We start from the raw sequence: 19,104 nt of genomic DNA on the forward strand, positions 1-19,104 counted from the left end.
GAAACGCCTATGCTGAAACCTATCTTGCTGGTCGAAGATAACCCACACGACCTGGAACTGACATTGATCGCGCTGGAGCGCAGCCAGCTGGCCAACGAAGTGATCGTGGTACGCGATGGCGCCGAAGCGCTCGATTACCTGTATTTGCGCGGCGCCTACGCGAGCCGCGAGCAGGGCAATCCGGCCGTGGTGCTGCTGGACCTGAAGCTGCCCAAAGTGGATGGCCTGGAAGTGCTGGCGCAGATCCGCGGCACCGGTTCGCTGAAAAGCACACCGGTGGTGATGCTGACTTCTTCCAAGGAGGAGCAGGATCTGGTGCGCAGTTACGAATTGGGCGTGAATGCCTACGTGGTCAAGCCCGTCGACTTTTCGGAGTTTGTACGCGCCATTGCGGACCTGGGCATCTTCTGGGCGGTGCTCAACGAGCCGCCGCCAGGATCGCACCGTTATATCAAGCCGCAGTAGTGGAGCGGCGCCGCAGCAGGTGGCGGATGCGCGCGCTCATGGTCTCGGCGTTGTAGGGCTTTTGCAGCAGGTGCACGCCTGGCGGCAACTTGCCATCGTGCGCCAGCACGCCTTCCGCATAGCCTGAGGTGAACAGCACCTGTGCCTGCGGCTGCAGGCGTCGTACCAGTTCGCTCAATTGCAGGCTGCTGACGCGGCCCGGCATGATGACGTCGGTGAACAGCAGGTCGATGCGCGTGCCGCTTTCCAGCATCTGTGCCGCTTGCTCCGCATCGGCAGCGCTGAGCACTTCATAGCCCAGTGCCGATAGCAGGTCGACGGTGGCGGTGCGTACGTCTTCCTCATCTTCCACCACCAGGATGGTTTCCACGCCGCTGCTCAAAGGCGGCGGCGCGGGATGCGTGTCCGTCGCCAGCGCGCCATGGCTGCGCGGCAGGCAGATTTGCACGCAGGTGCCTTGCTTCACCACGCTTTGCAGCGCGATCTCGCCGCCGGACTGCTTGACGAAGCCATACGCCATGCTCAGTCCCAGGCCGGTCCCCTGGCCGGTAGGCTTGGTGGTGAAGAAGGGCTCGAAAGCGCGCTGCATTACTTCTGCCGGCATGCCGCAGCCGGTGTCGGCAATCTCAATCAGCACATAGTCCTTGTCGCGGTTGCCCTCCGAGCCTGGCAGCTGCGAACCGGCCGGCAGATTGCGCGCGCGGATGGTCAGCGTGCCTTCGCCGTCCATGGCGTCACGCGCGTTGATGGCGAGATTGAGGATGACGTTATTGAGCTGGCCGACATCGACTTCGGTATTCCACAACTGCGGCGCGATGTCGGTCCGCACCACGGCGCGCGGCCCCAGCACGCGGCGCAGCATGTCCTGGATATCCGCCAGCAGCGGTGACAGTGCGACCACCGTATTTTGCAGCGGCTGGCGGCGCGCGAAGGCCAGCAGGTGCGCCGCCAGCTGGGCGCCGCGCTCGACGCCGTTCTGCGCATTGCGGATGCGTTCCATGCCCTGCGCATTGACGCCGCCCGTCATCTGCAGCAGGTGCAGATTGCCGGCGATAATTTGCAGGACATTGTTGAAGTCATGCGCCACGCCGCCGGTCAGCTGGCCGATGGCTTCCATTTTCTGCGACTGGTGCAGGGCGGCCTGGCTGGCGCGCAGTTCCTCTTCGCGCTGGCGCAGTTCGAGGAAGGCGGCGTCGCGTTGCAGGCGGGCCTGGTAAGCGGCGCTGTGATAGCGGATGCGCGCTTCCAGCTCGCGCGCGTCGGGCCATTTGACCAGGTAGTCGTTGGCGCCCAGCGTAAAGGCGCGGGCTTTGACGTCGGCGTTGTCCTCGGAGGACAGCAGGATGATGGGCACCTGTTCGGTGTCCGGCTGCGCGCGCAGCATGCGGATCACGTCAAAGCCGTCCGCACCGGGCATGCGCAGGTCAACCAGCACCACCGTCGCCTGGATTTCACGGCAAAGCGCCACCGCCTGTAACGCATCGTGGTGGTAGCGCAGGCGTATCCCGGGCTGGTGTGACAGATGGTAGCCGATCAAATCCTCGGCCATGGCCTCGTCGTCTATCAGCAATACGGAGCAATGGAGAGAGAGGGTATCGTTCATTAGGAGCGCAAGTATGAATGCACTGATTCTACCTGAGCACGCACCCAAGGCGCGCGCGGTACGGTTATGTTAAATTGCCAGACTCAGTTAATCAGGGGAATGACGTTGGATGTATTAACCGCCTTGCGCGCAGCGACCGCGCAGCGCCACACAGAACTGGACACGCGCACGCCGCTGGCCGCGCCGGAGCCGGATCTGCGCGCCTACCGCAACCATTTGCAATTGCTGGAAGCGTGGCTGGCGCCGATCCACGCGTGGCTGCTGGCAGCACCGCTGCCGCAACTGCAACGGCGCGATTATCTGACCCTGATCCAGTCCGACCTCGCGCACCCTGCGTTGCAGGACGTAGCGGCGGCGCCGGCTCTGGCCGACGCGGAACCCTGGCCTCAGCAGGAGAGCGAGGCATACCGCTGGGGCGTGGCGTATGTGATCGAGGGATCTCAGCTGGGTGGTGCGGTGCTCTACAAGCGCCTGAGAGAGCGGCTGGCGCCGCACCCGTTGGAATATCTGCGCGGCGAGGGCAACCCCGGTCCGCGCTGGCAGCAGTTTTTGACCGCCTTGCGCGGCGCCGTGGTGACGGCGCCGCAGATCGAAGATGCCTGTCGGGGCGCCCGGCAGGCATTCGACAGCCTGATTGCGCTGCTTAATAGCTCGTCAGAGGAGACGGCTGGCCGCCCTTGAAGGTGAAGATGGTCACCGGCGACTGCTTCATGTCGCCTTTGGCATCAAATGCGTACACGCCGGCCACGCCCTGATACGAAGCGCCGCTGATGATGGCCTGCACCTTCTGCGCGTCGATGCTGTTCGCTTTCTGCATGCCCTGGGCGTACATCATCACGGCGTCGTAGTAGGCCGCCGCATACACGTCCGGCTCCTGCTTGAAGCGGGCCTTGAACTTGGCCTTGAAGGCCGGGCCGGCCGAGGCCTTGTCCAGGATCGCGCCGCCCTGTGAGCACAGCACGTTGTCGCCAACAGCATCGCCCCCCAGTTTGCCCATCTCCGCTGTGCAGATGGTGTCGCCGCCCAGCAGCTTGGCGTTGATGCCCAGCTGTTTCATCTGGCGTGCCATCGGCGCGCCTTGCGGTGCATAGCCGCCGAAGAAGATCGCTTCGACCTTCTTGGTTTTCAGTTTGGTCAGGATGGAGGTGAAGTCGAACGCCTTGTCGTTGGTGAACTCGTGGCCGGCCACGGTCATGCCGGCGGCCTTGGCCTGCTTCTTGAATTCTTCCGCCACGCCCTGGCCGAAGGCGGTACGGTCGTCGATCACGGCAACGTTCTTCAGTTTCAGTTCATTGGCGGCGTACAGCGCCATTTTGGAGCCCAGTTGGGTGTCGCTGGCGTTCACGCGGTACAGGCCTTTATAGCCTTGCTGCGTGAGCTTGGGGTTGGTGGCGACGGTGGCGACCAGTGCGCCAGCGTCGTTGTAGGCGCGCGAAGTCGGGATGGCGACACCGGAATTATAAGGACCGACGACGTAGCGCACGCCGGCGTCGATGAGCTTCTGGGCGGCGGCCATGCCGGCTTTCGGGTCGCCCTGGTCGTCTTCCGACAGCAGTTCGAATTTCAGTTTTTTACCGGCCACGGTGATCGGTTTGGCGTTGAGCTCTTCCACTGCCAGGCGCGCGCCGCTTTCATTGTCCTTGCCTGAGAAGGCCTGGGAGCCGGACAGCGGGCCGCTATGGCCGATTTTCACGACGGTGTCCTGGGCGTGGGCGCCAAAGGCGGTCATCAGCGCCAGGGCGGCGGCGGTAAGCTTCAACTTCATGTGATCTCCTGATAATGATGAGTAGTGCGGTCTGACGATTATCGCCAAAAACACAAAATATTATCGTCCGAGTTGGGGCCTCAAACAGCAGCGGTTCAGAATTTAATTCGGTGTGCGCTGGCGGATGCGTGCCAGCGCGGCGTTGATGCGGTCGATGATGCCATCGTCCTTGTCGCGCGCGATGGCGAAAAATACGCCGCTGTCGGTGCTCAATGGCTTGGGCAGCACGCTGAAGCTGGCGTTGGCGGCCGGGCCGATGGCGCGCAGGCGCGGCGCCATGTAGGTGTTGATTTCCGTCTCGATCTCATGTGCGCTCTGGGTGCTGGGCTGGAACAGCAGCACCGCATCGACGCGCTTGAGCATCAGGCGCGTGAGGCGGGTGCCGCGCGAGGCGATGTCTTCATCAGTGCGGAACTGGTGGCTGTGGCGGGCATTGTCGAATTCATCGCCGTAGTGGTAACCGCGGACGATGCCGATGGCTTTGCCGCGCAAGTCGTCGATGGTGTTGAAGGAGAAGGTAGCGTCGCTGCGGGTGACGATCCACAGGTTGTTGTAGGCGGCGACATTGGAGTAGCGCAGGGTGTGCAGGCGGTCGGCGTTGATGGGCAGGCCGAAGATCAGGCCTGCGCCGTCAAGCGCATAGCGCTCGGCACGCGCCCATGGGTACATGTGCAGCTCGAAGGTGATGTTGAGTTCTTTTTCCAGCGCGTCCAGCAGCTTGCGTTTGAGCGGGTTGAGAGGTTTGGGCTTGCCCTGTTCGTCGAGCGTGTCGCCGATCAGCAGCGGGACGATGGGTGCTGCGATGGCGCGCGGCGCCAGCATGCACCATAGCAGCAGCGCGAGCAGAAAGCCCGTCATTGCAAGGCGCGGCGGCGGCGTGGTGGATGGCATGCGCCAGATTATTACAGAAAACCCGGCTTGCAATGAAAAAACCCGCAAGGCCACAAAGGGGTCTGACCCCGTGCGGGGTCAGACCCCGGCTCAGCGCACCGGTTGAGGGGTAGAGCCGGTAGCCGCTAAGGCGCGGTGCCGATCGCGCGCGAAGGTGTGGTTGCGTTCACCGCCCCCACCCGTGGGATGGTGGCGTTGTTGGCTTGTGCTGCACGCGCATTGGTGCCGGCGACATCGTTGACGTTATAAGCTGCAATCGCAGCCGCCAGCGCCGGATTCGATCGCAGATCGCCAGGCGCTTGTGCCGCTGCCTGCTGTGCTGCGGACTGCGCGGCATTCGCCTGTTCGGCGGCTGTCTGCGCCGCAGCGGCTTGCTGTGCGGCGCTGGCGGCGGCTGCCGACTGTTGTGCGGCATCGGCTGCGGCAGCGTTGGCCGCAGCCATGTTGGAAGCTGCTTCCTGCGCGGCAGCGGCTTGCTGGGCAGCCACGCTGGCCGCCGTGGCTGCGGCTTCCGGCGTGCTGGCATTGGCTTGCGCCGCACGGGCCTGTGCCACGGCGGCAGTAGCGGCTGCGTTCTGCGCGGCCATCGCCTCGGCGGCATTTTGTGCCGCCTGCGCCTGCACCGCGGCGGCATTGGCGGCGGCGTTGGCCAGCGCCACTTGTGATGCGGCGTTCTGCGCGGCATTGGCCTGCTGGGCGTTGTTGCTGATGTTGGCTGCTGCCTGTGCCGCATTCTGCGCCGCAATCGCCTGCTGGCCGGCTTGCTGGCTGGCAGTGGTGACGGTGTTCAGCGACGTGCCGGACTGCTGGCGGGTGGTCTGGGCTTGCGCGGACGCGCGCGCGGCTTCGGCAGCGGACTGCGTTGCCGACTGCTGCGTACTGGCCTCTTGCTGCGTCTGCTGCGCCTGCTGGGTCGCGGCCTGCTGGGCGGCTTGTTCGGTTGCGGCCCGGTTGGCCGCTTGCGTCTGCAACAGCGCCGCAGCCTGCGGCGCTTGGGCCTGCTGTGCTGCTTGCAACTGCTGGGCCGTCTGCGAAATCTCTGCCCGCTGCGCCGCCTGTGTCTGCGCGAGCTGGGCCTGCTGTGCCTGAGCTGCCTGCGTGATCTGCGTCTGTTGCGCATTCTGGCCCTGCAAGGCCTGTGCCGCATTCTGCGCCGCCAGCGTTTGCTGATTGTTGGCTGCCTGCACGGCGTTCTGCGTGGCTTGCGCCTGTTGCGCATTCGCCTGCTGCTGCGCGTTCTGCAGTACCTGCGCCTGTTGGGCGGCGGCTGTCTGTGCCGTTTGATTGTTGGTCGCCTGCGCCGCATTTTGCGCTGCTTGCGTCTGCGCCAGTTGGACATTTGCGGTTTGCTGATTGTTTGCTGCCTGGGCGGCGTTTTGCGCAGCCTGTGCCTGCTGTGCATTTGCTGTCTGCGTTGCCGATTGCAGCAGTTGCGCGCGTTGTGCATCAGCGGCCTGGTCGGCCTGCGCGATCTGGGCGCCGGCGGTCAGGTTGGCTTGGGCCTGTTCCGGCGTCAGGCCATTCTGTGCCGCCAGCTGCTGATTGATGATCGGCGACCGCGTCTCAGCTTGCTGCTGTAGATTTCCCAACTGGTCCTGCTGCGCGCGCTGTGCGGCCAGGCGGTCTGCTGCCGTTTCGCGTAGTGGATTGCTGGTCAGGTTGTCCAGCTCCGCGCGCGCCAGGTCCAGCCGCGCATTGGCCGCCAGATCTTCCGGCGTCAGCGCTGGCTGCTGTGCCGACGCCAGTGCCGGCAACTGCGCGCTGCCTGTCCCCGCCACGCGTTCGGCGAAATCGGTTGCCAGGCGTCGGAAACTGTCCAGCGTATTCTGCAAAGTGGATGTGGTCTGCTGATTGTTCGCATTGAATGAGGCGCGCAGCACTTCCTGGTCCAGCGACAGGCCGCCAGTCAGGTCCGACAGCAGCGGCGGCTGCAAGGTCAGGCCCACACGCGACAGATTCTGCGCCTGCGTATTGGCATTTTCCGCCGTCTGCTGGTTCAGGTTATTGACCAGGCTATTCAGCAGTGAGGCTTGCTGTGGCTGCGCCTGATCGAAATTCACCGAGGGCAGCAGGTTAAACGCATCCACCACATTCTGCACCGCACTGTTGAGCACATCCGCGCGCTGCGCCGCATCCGGCGCGCTGTTCTGCAGCTGAGCTAACTGTTCCTGTGAATTGGATACGGTCAGCAGGAAGCTGGCCACGGGCGACAAGTCCACTGTTACCGAAGCGGCTGGCGGGGCATCCGTCGCCGTGCCGACCGCATTGATGCCGGCATTGTTGACCGCCGAGGTTTCCGCGGTCCGCGCCACTGGCTGCAGCTCAGCCGCGCCGGACGTGCTTAATGATGAGATGGGAAACATGCCGCTCTCCTTCAACATAGTGTGCGTCGTTTTTAGCATCCTCCTTATAAGCGCTCCCGTCCGTGTGTTAATTCACATAGGAAGGCATTTTTCACATTGTTAGCTTCCGCACGGTCAAGCGTGGTTGATGGGTCTATCTTGTCAGTTCCTACACTGCAAACACAACGAGAGGATCTCATCATGGATAACAGCAATAACAGCATCGACAGCAAAATCAGCAATGCCCGCGAAGGCGTCACCCAGATCGGCAAAGACCTGCGTTCGGACGCGCATGCCACCATCGACAAGATTGCCGATAAAGTGCCGCCAGCCACCGACCGTCTGGCCAGCCAGGCGCATGATGGCGTCGACAAGGTCGCCGACACCGTGGAAAACGCCTCGGAACGCTGGGCCGCACGCGGCAAGCAAGTGGTCGATGGCTACAAAAACATCTGCGAAACCAGCCGCACCCGCGTGCGTGCTGCACCAATGGTGTCGGTACTGGTAGCTGCAGCAGCAGGCTATGGCATCTCGAAACTGCTGGGCTCCCGCAACAACAAATAATTTTCTCCAGCCCGGCCGGTATCGCTGCCGGGACGATCGGTGGCGCTCCGGAGCGGGCGCCGTTCGTCTCGTTTGAAGGATATCCATGGCTACCACTAAAAATTCGCCGGCCTCCATCATGGGTGCCGGTACTGTATTGAGCACCGTATCGGGACCATCATCAGCAACGCTGCCGTCCAATCTGGGCGGTGCCAGTACGCAAGACCAGGCCTTGCTGGACAAGGCGGAAGGCGGCCAGCAAATGGCGCACGCCATGCCATTCAACGCCAACAAGGAAGGCGAACATGGCGAAGCCGCACGTGAACCTCAGCCGGGACGGACCTGTCCTGTTCCGCATCCCGTTTCCACTTCAAGCACGGCCGGCGAAACCAGCGCCTCGCCCAAGACCGGCAGCGGCGTGCCGCCGTCCGGCGTTTGCCCGGCCGGCCATCTGGACCGCGTGCGCGCCGATGGCGGCGAGCAGCCCCTCACCACCAATCAGGGCGTGCCGGTAGCGGACAACCAGAATTCGCTCAAGGTCGGCCTGCGCGGACCGACCGCCATGGAAGACTTCATCCTGCGCGAAAAAATCACCCATTTCGATCATGAGCGTATTCCGGAGCGCGTGGTGCATGCGCGTGGCTCCGCAGCGCATGGTTATTTCGAGAGCTATCAGGATCTCAGCGCCGTCACCCGCGCCGCGCCCTTTGCAGAAGCAGGCAAGCGCACGCCGGTGTTTGTGCGCTTCTCCACCGTGGCCGGCGAGCGCGGCTCCGCCGACACCGTGCGCGATGTGCGCGGCTTTGCCGTCAAGTTCTACACGGACGAAGGCAACTGGGACCTGGTGGGTAATAACATCCCCGTGTTCTTCATCCAGGATGCGATGAAGTTCCCGGACCTGATTCATTCCGTGAAACCGGAGCCGCATAACGGCATCCCGCAGGCGGCCAGCGCGCACGACACCTTCTGGGACTTCGTCACGCTGATGCCGGAATCGACGCACATGCTGATGTGGCACTTGTCCGACCGCGCTATTCCGCGCAGCTACCGCACCATGCAGGGCTTCGGCGTGCATACCTTCCGCCTGGTGAATGCCGACGGCGCATCGGTATTCTGCAAATTCCACTGGACGCCGGTGGGCGGTACGCACTCGCTGGTGTGGGACGAAGCGGCCAAGATCATCGGCGCCGATCCTGACTATCACCGCCGCGACCTGTGGGAGGCGATTGAAGCGGGCGCGTATCCGGAATGGGAACTGGGCCTGCAACTGTTCACCGAAGAACAGGCGGAGCAATTCCCGTTTGATGTGCTGGACCCGACCAAAATCGTGCCGGAAGAACTGGTGCCAGTGCAGCCGGTCGGCAAAATGACGCTGAACCGCAACCCGGATAACTTCTTTGCCGAGACCGAGCAGGTGGCTTTCTGCACGGCGCACATCGTGCCGGGCATCGACTTCTCCAACGATCCGCTGCTGCAGGGGCGCATCCACTCGTATCTGGATACGCAGATCAGCCGCCTGGGCGGCGCCAACTTCCACGAGATCCCGATTAATGCACCGCTGGCGCCAGTCCACAACAACCAGCGCGACGGCATGCATCGCCAGGCCGTGCATCGCGGCCGCGTGGCGTATGAGCCGAATTCACTGGGCGGCGGCTGTCCGTTCCAGGCGGGCATGGCCGGCTTTACGACAGCGTTCAGCCGCATGCCGCAGCCACCGGAAGACAAGGTGCGCGGCAAGCCCGAGCTGTTTGCCGACCACTACTCGCAGGCACGCCTGTTCTGGATCAGCCAGACGCCGGCCGAGCAGGCGCACATCGTCAATGCCTACCGCTTCGAGTTGAGCCGGGTGCAGGTGCCGGCCATCCGCGTGCGGCTGCTGTCCATGCTGGCGAACGTCGATCCTATCCTGGCCGAAGGCGTGGCGCAGGGCCTGGGGCTGGAAGTGCCAGACCCGATGCCGCTGGCTTCCCAGGCGCCTGCGCCGCAGTACGAGCCATCGCCGTCACTGTCGCTGTTGACGCGGCCCGGCACCACCGGCATCAAGACCCGCAAGGTGGCGATACTGGCCGCCCATGGCGTGGAAGCGGACAGCCTGAAGACGGTGTATGCCGACTTGCTGGCGGCAGGCGCCGTACCGCGTGTGGTGGCGCCGCAACTGGGACAACTGGCCGCTGCCGATGGTTCTCGGCTGGACATCGAGATCTCGATCGAAGCCGGCCCCGCCGTGCTGTATGACGCGGTAATCGTCGCCGACGGCGTCGCCAGCGCCGCGATGCTGGCCGGCGATGCCGATGCCCGCGACTTCGTGCGCCAGCAGTTCCGCCATTGCAAACCCATACTGGCCATAGGCGCAGGCAAGGAGCTGCTGCAAGCGGCCGGCATACCGGCGGCAATGCAGGACGGTGCGCCGGACCCCGCGCTGTGGATGGCGGCGGGCGACGCGGTGGGGCCTGAGCTGGAGCACTTCAAGCATGCGCTGGCAGGGCACCGCAACTTCCAGCGCGAGATGGACGCAGCACCGCTGTAACCCCTCTCACCATTGAAGTATTCAACTCTGACGAGCATAGTGATATGCTCGTCATATCTTTTCGTCTATTCCTGACCACCGCATGGACGTATACGCCCCTCAAGTCTGGCAACCGCACGAGCGTCCCACCTTGCCTGGGTCGCCGTCCACTCCACATCACGCTTTCGAAAAACGCATTGCATTCCTGGTGGTTGGCTTCATCGTGGCGATTACCGGCGGCCTGGGAAATGCGCTGGTATCGGTCAACCTGCCGTACCTGCAAGGTTCGCTGGGCGTGTATTCGGCCGAGATCCAGTGGCTGCCGGCGGCGTATGTGATGGCCAATGTGTCCATGAACCTGTTGCTGGTCAAATTCCGCCAGCAGTATGGCCTGCGCCTGTTCACTGAATTGTTCCTGCTGCTGTATGCGGTTGCCACCGTGGCGCACTTGTTTGTGCACGGTCTGGCCTCGGCCATCGCGGTACGCGCAGCGCACGGCATGAGCGGTGCGGCGCTGACCACACTGGGCCTGTACTACACGCTGCAAGCCTTCCCGGCGCAGCATCGGCTCAAGGGTGTGGTGCTGGGCATCGGCTTCTCGCAACTGGCGGTGCCGATGGCGCGGCTGTTCTCGTCCGAGCTGATGGAGATTGCCGAATGGCGCGGCCTGTACTTCTTCGAACTGGGGCTGGCGCTGCTGTCGCTGGGCTGCGTGCTGTTCCTCAAACTGCCGCCGGGCGACCGCATCAAGGCGTTTGAGAAAATGGACTTTGTCACCTTCGGCCTGTTTGCGCCGGGCGTGGCTTTGCTGTCGGCCGTACTGGCGCTGGGCCGGACGGTATGGTGGCTGGAGTCGCGCTGGCTCGGGTATGCGCTGGCCGGCTCGATTGTGCTGATTGCAGCCGCGCTGGCGATCGAACATAACCGCGCGCGGCCGCTGATTAACACGCGCTGGCTCAGTAACGGCAATATGGCGCGGCTGGCCTTGTCGGTGCTGCTGATACGCGTGGTGCAGTCGGAGGCCAGCGGCACGGTAGGCTTTTTGCAGGCGCTGGGCCTGAATAATGACCAGATGCTGGAACTGTGGTGGATCACGATGGTTGGCGCGGTGGCCGGCATGGTGGTCAGCGCGTTGACGATCACGCCGGCGCGCATCCAGGGGCAGCTGATCTTTTCCGTGGCGGTGATGGCGCTGGGCGCGTACATGGATTCCGATGCGACCAATCTGACCCGGCCTGCCGACCTGTATGTGAGCCAGTTCCTGCTGGGCTTTGGCGGCGCCATGTTTGTCGGGCCGACCTTCGTCTCCGGCTTTGGTGCAGTGATCGCAGCGCCGAATAACCTGGTCAGCTTTTCGGTCATGTTCAGCATTACGCAGACGCTGGGCAGTCTGCTCGGCACCGCGCTGACCGGGACGTTCCAGGTCTGGCGCGAGAAGTACCATTCCAGCATATTGGTGGACCATCTGACGCTGCTTGATCCGCAGGTGGCGGCGCGCATCCAGTCCGGCGGGCTGGCGTCTCTGGGCGGCGTGGCCACGCGTGAAGCCAATATCCTCGCATATAACGATGTCTTCCTGGCCGTGACGGTGCTGGCGCTGATTACCATGGCGTGGCTGCTGGCGCGGTATCTGTGGTCGATCTGTGTCGTCTGCCAGCCGGCGCCTGCGCATAATGCGCAGACCGGCATGGCCAATGTCTCTCTCAATAACTCCGGAGCCCGTTGAAATCCATGGCCAATAACAATACTCCAGACAACGAATCCTCGTCCGAAACCCGCGTCGCCGCGGTAGCTGCCGCAGCTGCGGCGGCAGCAGTCGCCGCCGCCGCGCCAACGGCGCCGGCGCCGGACCGGCGGGCGCAGATCATCTCGGCGATTCTTTTCTCGCTGGTGGCGCTGGTGGGTGTGCTGATCGTGTTGTATGCGTGGCGCCTGCCGCCGTTCAGCAGCGCCATCGTCTCGACCGAGAATGCGCTGGTGCGCGGGCAGGTGACCCTGATCGGCACGCAGCTGCCGGGTTATGTGGTGGATGTGAAGGTGCAGGACTTCCAGAACGTCACCAAGGGCGAGCTGCTGGCGCAGATCGATGACCGTATCTATCAGCAGCGCTATGAGCAGGCGCAGGCGCAGCTGGCGGCGCAGAAGGCGGCGATGGATAACTGGGTACAGGCGCACAAGACGGCGGAAGCTGGGGTGGTGCTGAACCAGGCCACGCTGGCCAACGCGGAGGCGCAGGCTGCCAGGTCGGTGGCGGACCTCAAGCGTGTCGATGCGCTGGCTGCCGATGGTTCTCTGTCCTTGCGGGAGCAGGACTCTTCGAAGGCGGCACGGGCGCAGACGGCGGCTGCGGTGGCGCAGGCGCGCGCCAGCCTGGAGATCGCGAAACAGCAGGTACGCACGGTGGCCGTCAACAAGCAGTCGCTGGAAGCTGCGGTGGCGAACGCCGAAGCGGCGTTGAAAGCGGCCAAGGTGGATCTGGATAACACCCACATCACGGCGCCGGAAGATGGCCAGCTGGGGCAGGTCACGGTACGCAAGGGCGCGTATGTGAACACCGGCGCGCAGTTGATGGGATTGGTGCCAAGGCAGCTGTGGGTGATCGCCAACCTGAAAGAGACGCAGATGAACAATGTGCAGGTCGGCCAGCCTGCCACGTTCAAGGTCGATGCGCTGGATGGCGCGCAGCTGACCGGTGTGGTGGAACGCATTTCACCTGCCACGGGTTCCGAGTTCAGCGTGCTGCCGGCCGATAATGCGACCGGCAATTACGTGAAGATCGCGCAGCGCATACCGGTGCGTATCCGCATCGATCCGGGCCAGGCCAAGGCGCGCCGCCTGGCGCCGGGGATGTCGGTGATAGTCAGCATCGATACCTCGGTGGGAGCGAAGCAATGAGCCGCTGCCTGCCTCGCGCCAGCGTCAGTGTGGCCGTGGTGCTGGCGCTGGCCGGCTGCGCGGCTTCGGTGAAGGCGCCGCCCGCATCGTCCTTGCAGATGCCGTCCGCGTGGCGCACTGCGGTGGAAGGGCAGGGCAGCGGGCCGGTGGCGCAGGAATGGTGGCAAGGCTTTGGCGATCCGGCGTTGACGGCACTGGTCAACCGGGCGTTGCAAGGCAATGGCGATTTGCGCATCGCCCGCGCGCGCGTGGAGCAGTACCGGTCCCTGATGGGCGTTGCAGCGGCGGGCCAGAAAGCCAATGTGATCGTCGATACGGCGCCAACGCGGACGCGCCAGCTGGCCTACAACGGCGTGCCGTATGTGACCAATGTTTATCAGGCCGAGTTCCAGGCCAATTACGAAGTCGATGTGTGGGGCCGCCTGGCCGCGCTGACGGATGCGGCCACGGCGACCTATCAGGCGGAGCAGGCCAATGCGGATGCGGCAGCCCTGTCGATCGCCGCGACGGTGGCCTCTGGCTACCTGAACCTGCGTGGCCTGGATGCCCAGCTGGCGCTGACCGAGGCCACGCTCAAGCTGCGCGAGCAATCGCGCGATCTGGCAAAGAAGCAGTTTGATGTCGGCTATAGCTCGCGGCTGGAATGGCTGCAGGCGCAAGCCGAGTACCAGACTACCGCCGAGCAGGTGCCGCAGCTGAAACGTGCCATCTTTGAACAGGAAAATGCCTTGTCCATCCTCACCGGCGGCAATCCCGGCCCCATCGCGCGTGGTGTGGAGCTGGAGGCCTTGCAGCCGCCGGGCGTGCCTGCGGGCCTGCCATCCGAACTGCTGCGCCGTCGCCCGGACATTGCCCGCGCCGAACTGAATCTGGTCGCCATCAACGCCAACCTGCAGGCGACCCGCGACCAGCTACTGCCGTCGTTCAAACTGACGGCAGTGGGCGGTGTGCAGAACCTGAAGTGGCATGATTTCGTCAACGCGCCAACCGCGTTGTGGCGGCTGACGGGCGCTGTGGCCGCGCCGGTGTTTGAAGGTGACCGCGTGCAGTATCAAACCGATTCGGTGGCGGCGCAGCGCGACCAGGCCATCTACGCTTACGAGAACAGCGTCCGCACGGCATTTTCCGAAACCGATAACAGCCTGGGCGCCATCGTGCGGCTGAAAGAGCAGGCAGTGCAGAACGACGCGCGCCGCGCCACGGCGGCAGAAACCCTGCGCATTGCGCACAACCGCTATAACAACGGCTACGCTTCGTATCTGGAAGAGCTGGACGCCCAACGCACGCTGTTCACAGCCGACGTTGGGCGCTTGCAGTTGAAGACGCGGATACTGGTCGCTTCAGTGGACCTGTACCGCGCCATGGGCGGCGGCTGGACTAGGCCTTGACCGGAACGCAGAGTTCCGCTTCGAAGACGCCGGTTTCCTGGTCCAGCAGATAGTCGGCGGCGTAGCGTTCAAAGCACACACCCGCATCGGCCTTGCCTTCGGCGTGCAGCTGGCCGAAGAACTCACCCCATGCCGCCGGCACGTCGGCGCCGGTGCCACGGAACCTGGCGACGGCGTAGCGGCCTGCGGGAATATGGGCTTCCTTGGCTGGCGGCTTGATCTCGTAGCCGGCCGATACTTCCACGCAGGCGTCATAGCGGCATTCGCTGGCCGGCGTGGTGTTCGGGTCGTCCTGCGCTACGCCATAGGTGACTTTGTCAGCCAGGCCATAGGCATTCTGCCATGGCGTGACTACCTGGTGCCAGAAGTCGCCGATGGCGGCGCCGAACGGGCCTTTGTAGCGCAGGTAGGCAACGCGGACTTCAGGCAGTTCTTTTATCTCGTACTGCATGTAATTCTCCTTGACGGTCAGGGGAGGCAGCCGGCTCGCGGCGCAGCTTGCCCAGCATGCGTTTCATCCAGTGTTCCAGGTCATCGACATAGGTGAACACCGCAGGTACCACCAGCAGGCTCAGTAAGGTCGAGGTAATCAGGCCACCGATGACGGTAATCGCCATCGGCGAGCGGAAGCTCGGATCTGCGCCCCAGCCCAAGGCCAGCGGCATCATGCCCGCGCCCATGGCGATGGTGGTCATCAGAATCGGACGGCTACGTTTGTGGCACGCATCGACCAGCGCTTCGAACCTCCCCATGCCCGCCTGGCGCGCCAGAATAGCATAGTCGACCAGCAGGATCGAGTTCTTGGTGACGATCCCCATGAGCATAATCAGGCCGATCATGGACGGCATGGACAGTGCGCTGTGCGTGATCAGCAGCGCCACAAACGCACCACCGATCGACAGCGGCAGCGCTGCCAGAATCGTCGCCGGCTGCATGAAGTCCTTGAACAGCAGCACCAGCACGCAGTAGATGCACAGCACCCCGATCAGCATGGCGAGGCCGAAGCTGGCGAAGAGTGACGCCATTTCCTGCGTGTCGCCGAGTTCTGCGATCTTGACCGATGGCGGCAGGTTTTTCAGCGACGGCAGGGCGCGGGCTTCGGTGTTGACTTCACCCAGCGAGCGTTTGCCCAGTTCCACTTCCAGCGTGACGTTGCGGCTGCGGTTCAGGCGATTGATTTGCGCCGGGCCGCTTTCCATGGTGATCTCGGCCACGGTGGCCAGCAGTACCGGACCGTTCTTGCCTGGCACGGTCAGGCGGCCGATGGCGTCCAGGTCGGCGCGCACGGCATCCGGCAGCTTGACGCGGATCGGTACCTGGCGTTCCGGCAGGTTCATCTTGGTCAGGTCGGTGTCGTAATCGCCGGCGGTGGCCACGCGCACGGTCTGGCCGATGGCGGCGGCGGTCACGCCCAGGTCCGCCGCTTTGGCGAAATCGGGTTTGACGATGATCTCCGGCCGCACCAGCGATGCGGTCGAACGCACGTTGCCCACGCCTTTCAGCGTACGCAGTTCACGTTCGGCCTTCTGTGCCGCCTCTTTGAGTGCGACGGGATCTTCGGAGCGCAGCACCAGCTGCATCTTGACGCCGTTGTCCGGCGGGCCGACCTTGAAGCGGGCGCCCGGGATGGCGTTCAGTTTCTGGCGGATTTCGGCTTCCAGGTCCGGCATGGATTCCTTGCGTTTGGTGCGGTGCACGGTGGACAAGGTCAGCACGGCGCTGCGGGCTTCTGCGGCGGCGCCCGGTGCGAACGAGTCGCCGCTGGAACCGCCACCGATGGAGCTGAATACCGACTTGATGCCTTTGACTTCCATGGCGGCGGCGCGTGCGCGTTCGGCCACCACCCTGGTTTCTGCCAGCGTGGAACCAGGCGGCAGTTCCAGGTTGATCTGGGTTTGCGCGCGGTCCGCCGCCGGCACAAAGCCGGTAGGCAGCAGGCCGGTCAGCATGATGGACGAGACGAAGAATGCGCCCGCTGCGCATGCGGTGACCAGGCGGTGGCTCAGGCACCACTTCATCACACGCATGTAGCGCGTCATCAGCCAGCCGTCCTGTTCTTCCTTGTGGATGGCTGGCTTGAGCAGGTAGGCGGCCATCATCGGCGTCAGCAGACGCGCCACCACCAGCGATGCCAGCACCGCAATCACGGCGGTCCAGCCGAACTGCTTGAAGAACAGGCCGGGAATGCCGCTCATGAAGGCGGTCGGCAGGAACACGGCGACCAGCGCGAAGGTGGTGGCAATCACCGCCATGCCGATTTCGTCGGCCGCTTCCAGCGCCGCTTCCATCGGGGTTTTACCCATGCGCAGGTGGCGTTCGATGTTTTCGATCTCGACGATGGCGTCGTCCACCAGCACGCCGACCACCAGGGCCAGCGACAGCAGCGTCACCATGTTCAGCGTGTAGCCGAACAGGTAGATGCCGAGGAAGGCCGGCAGCACGGACAAGGGCAGCGCGGCGGCGGCGACCAGGGTGGCGCGCCAGTCGCGCAGGAACCACCACACCACCAGCACGGCGAGGATGGCGCCTTCGTACAGCAGCTCCATCGAGCCTTCAAAGTTTTCTTCCACCGGGAAGGCGTTGTCGATGACCTGCGTCAGTACGACTTTGGGATTGTTCTGTTGCAGCTCGGCGATGGCCGCGCGCACACCTTTGGCGACCTCGGTTTCGCTGGCGCCCTTGGTACGGAAGATTTCAAAGCCGACCACCGGCTTACCGTCCTGCATGGCGATGGCGCGCGGTTCGGAAACGGTATCGGTAATGGTTGCCACCTGGTCGAGGCGCACGCGGCGGCCGTCCGGCAGCGGCAGGTCGATGGTGGCCAGTTCGGCGGCGGTCTTCACGGTGGCGATGGTACGTACCGATTGCTCGGCGCCGCTGACATCGCCACGGCCGCCCGGCGCTTCCTTCTGCACCAGGCGCAGCTGGCGCGAGACGTCCAGCGCGGAGACGCGCAGCGCGGCCATGCGGGCGTCGTCCAGCTCCACCCGGATCTCGCGGTACACGCCGCCGACGCGTTTGACGGAGCCCACGCCGTGCACGTTGAGCAGCCGTTTGGCGACGGTGTTGTCGACGAACCAGCTCAGTTCCTGGGTGTCGAGTTTTTCGCCCGGGCCTTGCGCGGCCTGCGCGGTGAAGGTTTGCACCACACGGCCTGCGGTGGTGGCCTTGGTGACGCTGGGGTCGCGCAGTTCGGCCGGCATGTCGGCCTGGACGCGGGCCACGGCGTCGCGCACATCGTTCACCGCGTCGGAGATATTTTTCTCCAGGATGAATTCGACGGTGGTGGTGGAGACGCCATCGAGCACCGTGGTGTAGATGTTTTTGACGCCTTGCAGTGTGGCGACCGAATCCTCGATCTTGCGCGAGACTTCGGTTTCCAGCTGCGCCGGTGCGCTGCCATCCAGCGCGGCGGTGACGGTGACAATCGGCAGTTCGATATCCGGGAAGTCCTGCACCGGATTGGCTTTGTACGCCATGAAGCCGGCCAGCGACAGCAGCACAAACAGCATGATCGCCGGAATCGGGTTCTTGATGGAGAGGGCGGAGAAGTTCATGGTGCTTCCTTATTTGGCCGCGAGCGTTTCTGCCACGATGTTGACCAGGTCACCATCGTTGAGGAAGCCTGCGCCGCGTACTACGACTTGCGTGTCGGCGTTGAGGCCGCCCAGCACTTCGATGCGGTCGCCCAGGCGGCGGCCCGGTTGCACCTTGATCTGGCTGACATGCCTGTCGGCGTTGAGACGGAATACGAAGCTGAAGCCGTCGCGCACCACGATGGACTGCTGCGGCACGGTCATCGCCGACGAGGCGCCCAGCTCAAACTGGCCGCTGGCGAACATGCCGGCCTTGAACGGTGCATCCTTGCTGCCGGCGTTGAGCGGCAGGTCGACATAGACCAGCGCGGAACGGGTTTGCGGATCGACCGTCGGCGCGATCATGCGGACCTTGCCCGTGACTTCGCTGCCGTTGGCGGCCTTGACGACGGCGCTGACGCCTGGCTTCAGGTTGCGCAGGTCGGTCGACACCACTTCGGCGCGCCATTCCAGGCGGCCCTGGCGGATCATGCGGAACAGTTCCACGCCCGGATTGACGACGGCGCCCACGGTGGCGCTGCGCGCCGAGATCACGCCGCTGTCCGGCGCCACCACCCTGGTGTATTTCAGGCGCAGCTGCTGGATCGCCAGCGCGGCCTTGGTGGAGGCGATGCGGGCATTGGCGGTTTGCTCGGCCGTGTTGTACTGGCTGATCTGCTGTGCGCTCAGCGCGCCGGAATTTTGCAGCGTGCGTGCGCGGGCGGCGTTGGCGGCGGCATCGGCGGCATTGGCTTCCGCTTCACGCACCGTGGCCTGCGCCTGCGCCAGGTCGGCGTTGACGGTGTCGGACGAGAACACGGCCAGCACATCGCCTGCCTTGACCACATCGCCGACGTTGACGCGTACTTCGGTCAGACGCAGGCCGGTGGTTTCGCTCGATACGCTGGCTTCCTGCCATGCGGCGACGTTGCCGTTTGCGGTCAGCCTGATCGGCAGGCTGGCGGAGGTCGGCCTGGTGGCGGTCACGGTCAGTGCCGGCTTGGGCGCATCGATCTTTTTTTCGTCGGCGGCTTCGGCCGGAACAAAGGTGGCGATGGCGGCAGCGGCAACTGCAAAGGCGGCGGCCAGAATGTAGGCGACGGGTTTGAGTTTGGTTTTCATGGTAATCAG

14 protein-coding genes are annotated in these 19,104 nt (G+C 64.1%); 7 read left to right on the forward strand and 7 right to left on the reverse strand.

The window, feature by feature from the left end; translation table 11 throughout:
• Nucleotides 1-9: 9 nt before the first annotated feature.
• Nucleotides 10-465: a response regulator gene (locus GTP58_RS18705; RefSeq protein ID WP_161078709.1), complete on the forward strand. Its 456-nt coding sequence runs from the start codon at nt 10-12 to the stop codon at nt 463-465.
• Here GTP58_RS18705 and GTP58_RS18710 read toward each other — a convergent pair.
• Nucleotides 452-2,068 (reverse strand): response regulator, encoded by a 1,617-nt coding sequence (locus GTP58_RS18710; RefSeq protein ID WP_161078710.1) that lies wholly within the window; start codon nt 2,066-2,068, stop codon nt 452-454. The two genes, GTP58_RS18705 and GTP58_RS18710, sit on opposite strands and share 14 nt — an antisense overlap.
• A 99-nt stretch (nt 2,069-2,167) precedes the next feature.
• Here GTP58_RS18710 and GTP58_RS18715 point away from each other — a divergent pair, with 99 nt between their 5' ends.
• Entirely contained in the window at nt 2,168-2,749 is a 582-nt protein-coding gene (locus GTP58_RS18715; RefSeq protein ID WP_161078711.1) for a biliverdin-producing heme oxygenase, read from the forward strand.
• Here GTP58_RS18715 and GTP58_RS18720 read toward each other — a convergent pair.
• The 3 genes from GTP58_RS18720 to GTP58_RS18730 form a co-directional block, all read right to left on the reverse strand.
• The gene (locus GTP58_RS18720; RefSeq protein WP_072789945.1) at nt 2,712-3,833 is read right to left on the reverse strand and encodes a branched-chain amino acid ABC transporter substrate-binding protein; all 1,122 of its coding nucleotides are present in this window, start codon (nt 3,831-3,833) and stop codon (nt 2,712-2,714) included. The genes GTP58_RS18715 and GTP58_RS18720 overlap by 38 nt on opposite strands.
• Before the next feature lie 102 nt (nt 3,834-3,935).
• Nucleotides 3,936-4,724: an ABC transporter substrate-binding protein gene (locus GTP58_RS18725; protein ID WP_229215637.1), complete on the reverse strand. Its 789-nt coding sequence runs from the start codon at nt 4,722-4,724 to the stop codon at nt 3,936-3,938.
• A 125-nt stretch (nt 4,725-4,849) separates the two neighbouring features.
• Complete coding sequence (locus GTP58_RS18730) at nt 4,850-7,087, reverse strand: hypothetical protein (RefSeq protein WP_161078712.1); 2,238 nt, start codon at nt 7,085-7,087, stop codon at nt 4,850-4,852.
• Nucleotides 7,088-7,267: 180 nt separating this feature from the next.
• On the opposite strand from GTP58_RS18730, the gene GTP58_RS18735 reads away from it, so the two are divergent.
• The 5 genes from GTP58_RS18735 (at nt 7,268) to GTP58_RS18755 (ending at nt 14,398) form a co-directional block, all read left to right on the forward strand.
• Nucleotides 7,268-7,630: a hypothetical protein gene (locus GTP58_RS18735; protein ID WP_161078713.1), complete on the forward strand. Its 363-nt coding sequence runs from the start codon at nt 7,268-7,270 to the stop codon at nt 7,628-7,630.
• A gap of 85 nt (nt 7,631-7,715) precedes the next feature.
• On the forward strand, nt 7,716-10,136 hold the full coding sequence (locus GTP58_RS18740; protein WP_161078714.1) for a catalase: 2,421 nt from the start codon (nt 7,716-7,718) through the stop codon (nt 10,134-10,136).
• Between the two features lie 82 nt (nt 10,137-10,218).
• Nucleotides 10,219-11,841 (forward strand): MFS transporter, encoded by a 1,623-nt coding sequence (locus GTP58_RS18745; RefSeq protein ID WP_161078715.1) that lies wholly within the window; start codon nt 10,219-10,221, stop codon nt 11,839-11,841.
• Between the two features lie 5 nt (nt 11,842-11,846).
• Nucleotides 11,847-13,010 carry an HlyD family secretion protein gene (locus GTP58_RS18750; RefSeq protein ID WP_072789981.1) on the forward strand — a complete coding sequence of 388 codons (1,164 nt, stop codon included), beginning with the start codon at nt 11,847-11,849 and terminating at the stop codon, nt 13,008-13,010.
• Nucleotides 13,007-14,398, forward strand: coding sequence for an efflux transporter outer membrane subunit (locus tag GTP58_RS18755; RefSeq protein WP_161078716.1), 1,392 nt, complete (start codon nt 13,007-13,009; stop codon nt 14,396-14,398). The genes GTP58_RS18750 and GTP58_RS18755 overlap by 4 nt, the downstream gene beginning before the upstream one ends.
• Here the strand turns inward: GTP58_RS18755 and GTP58_RS18760 are convergent.
• The 3 genes from GTP58_RS18760 to GTP58_RS18770 are packed head-to-tail and all read right to left on the reverse strand — an operon-like array spanning nt 14,388 to nt 19,095.
• On the reverse strand, nt 14,388-14,849 hold the full coding sequence (locus tag GTP58_RS18760; protein WP_161078717.1) for a GyrI-like domain-containing protein: 462 nt from the start codon (nt 14,847-14,849) through the stop codon (nt 14,388-14,390). The two genes, GTP58_RS18755 and GTP58_RS18760, sit on opposite strands and share 11 nt — an antisense overlap.
• Nucleotides 14,821-17,955 (reverse strand): efflux RND transporter permease subunit, encoded by a 3,135-nt coding sequence (locus GTP58_RS18765; protein ID WP_161078718.1) that lies wholly within the window; start codon nt 17,953-17,955, stop codon nt 14,821-14,823. The genes GTP58_RS18760 and GTP58_RS18765 overlap by 29 nt, the downstream gene beginning before the upstream one ends.
• A 9-nt stretch (nt 17,956-17,964) precedes the next feature.
• Nucleotides 17,965-19,095 (reverse strand): efflux RND transporter periplasmic adaptor subunit, encoded by a 1,131-nt coding sequence (locus tag GTP58_RS18770; protein ID WP_161078719.1) that lies wholly within the window; start codon nt 19,093-19,095, stop codon nt 17,965-17,967.
• Nucleotides 19,096-19,104 lie beyond the last annotated feature (9 nt).

Origin of the sequence: Duganella sp. CY15W, from assembly GCF_009857555.1 — a bacterium.
Lineage (GTDB): Bacteria > Pseudomonadota > Gammaproteobacteria > Burkholderiales > Burkholderiaceae_D > Rugamonas > Rugamonas sacchari.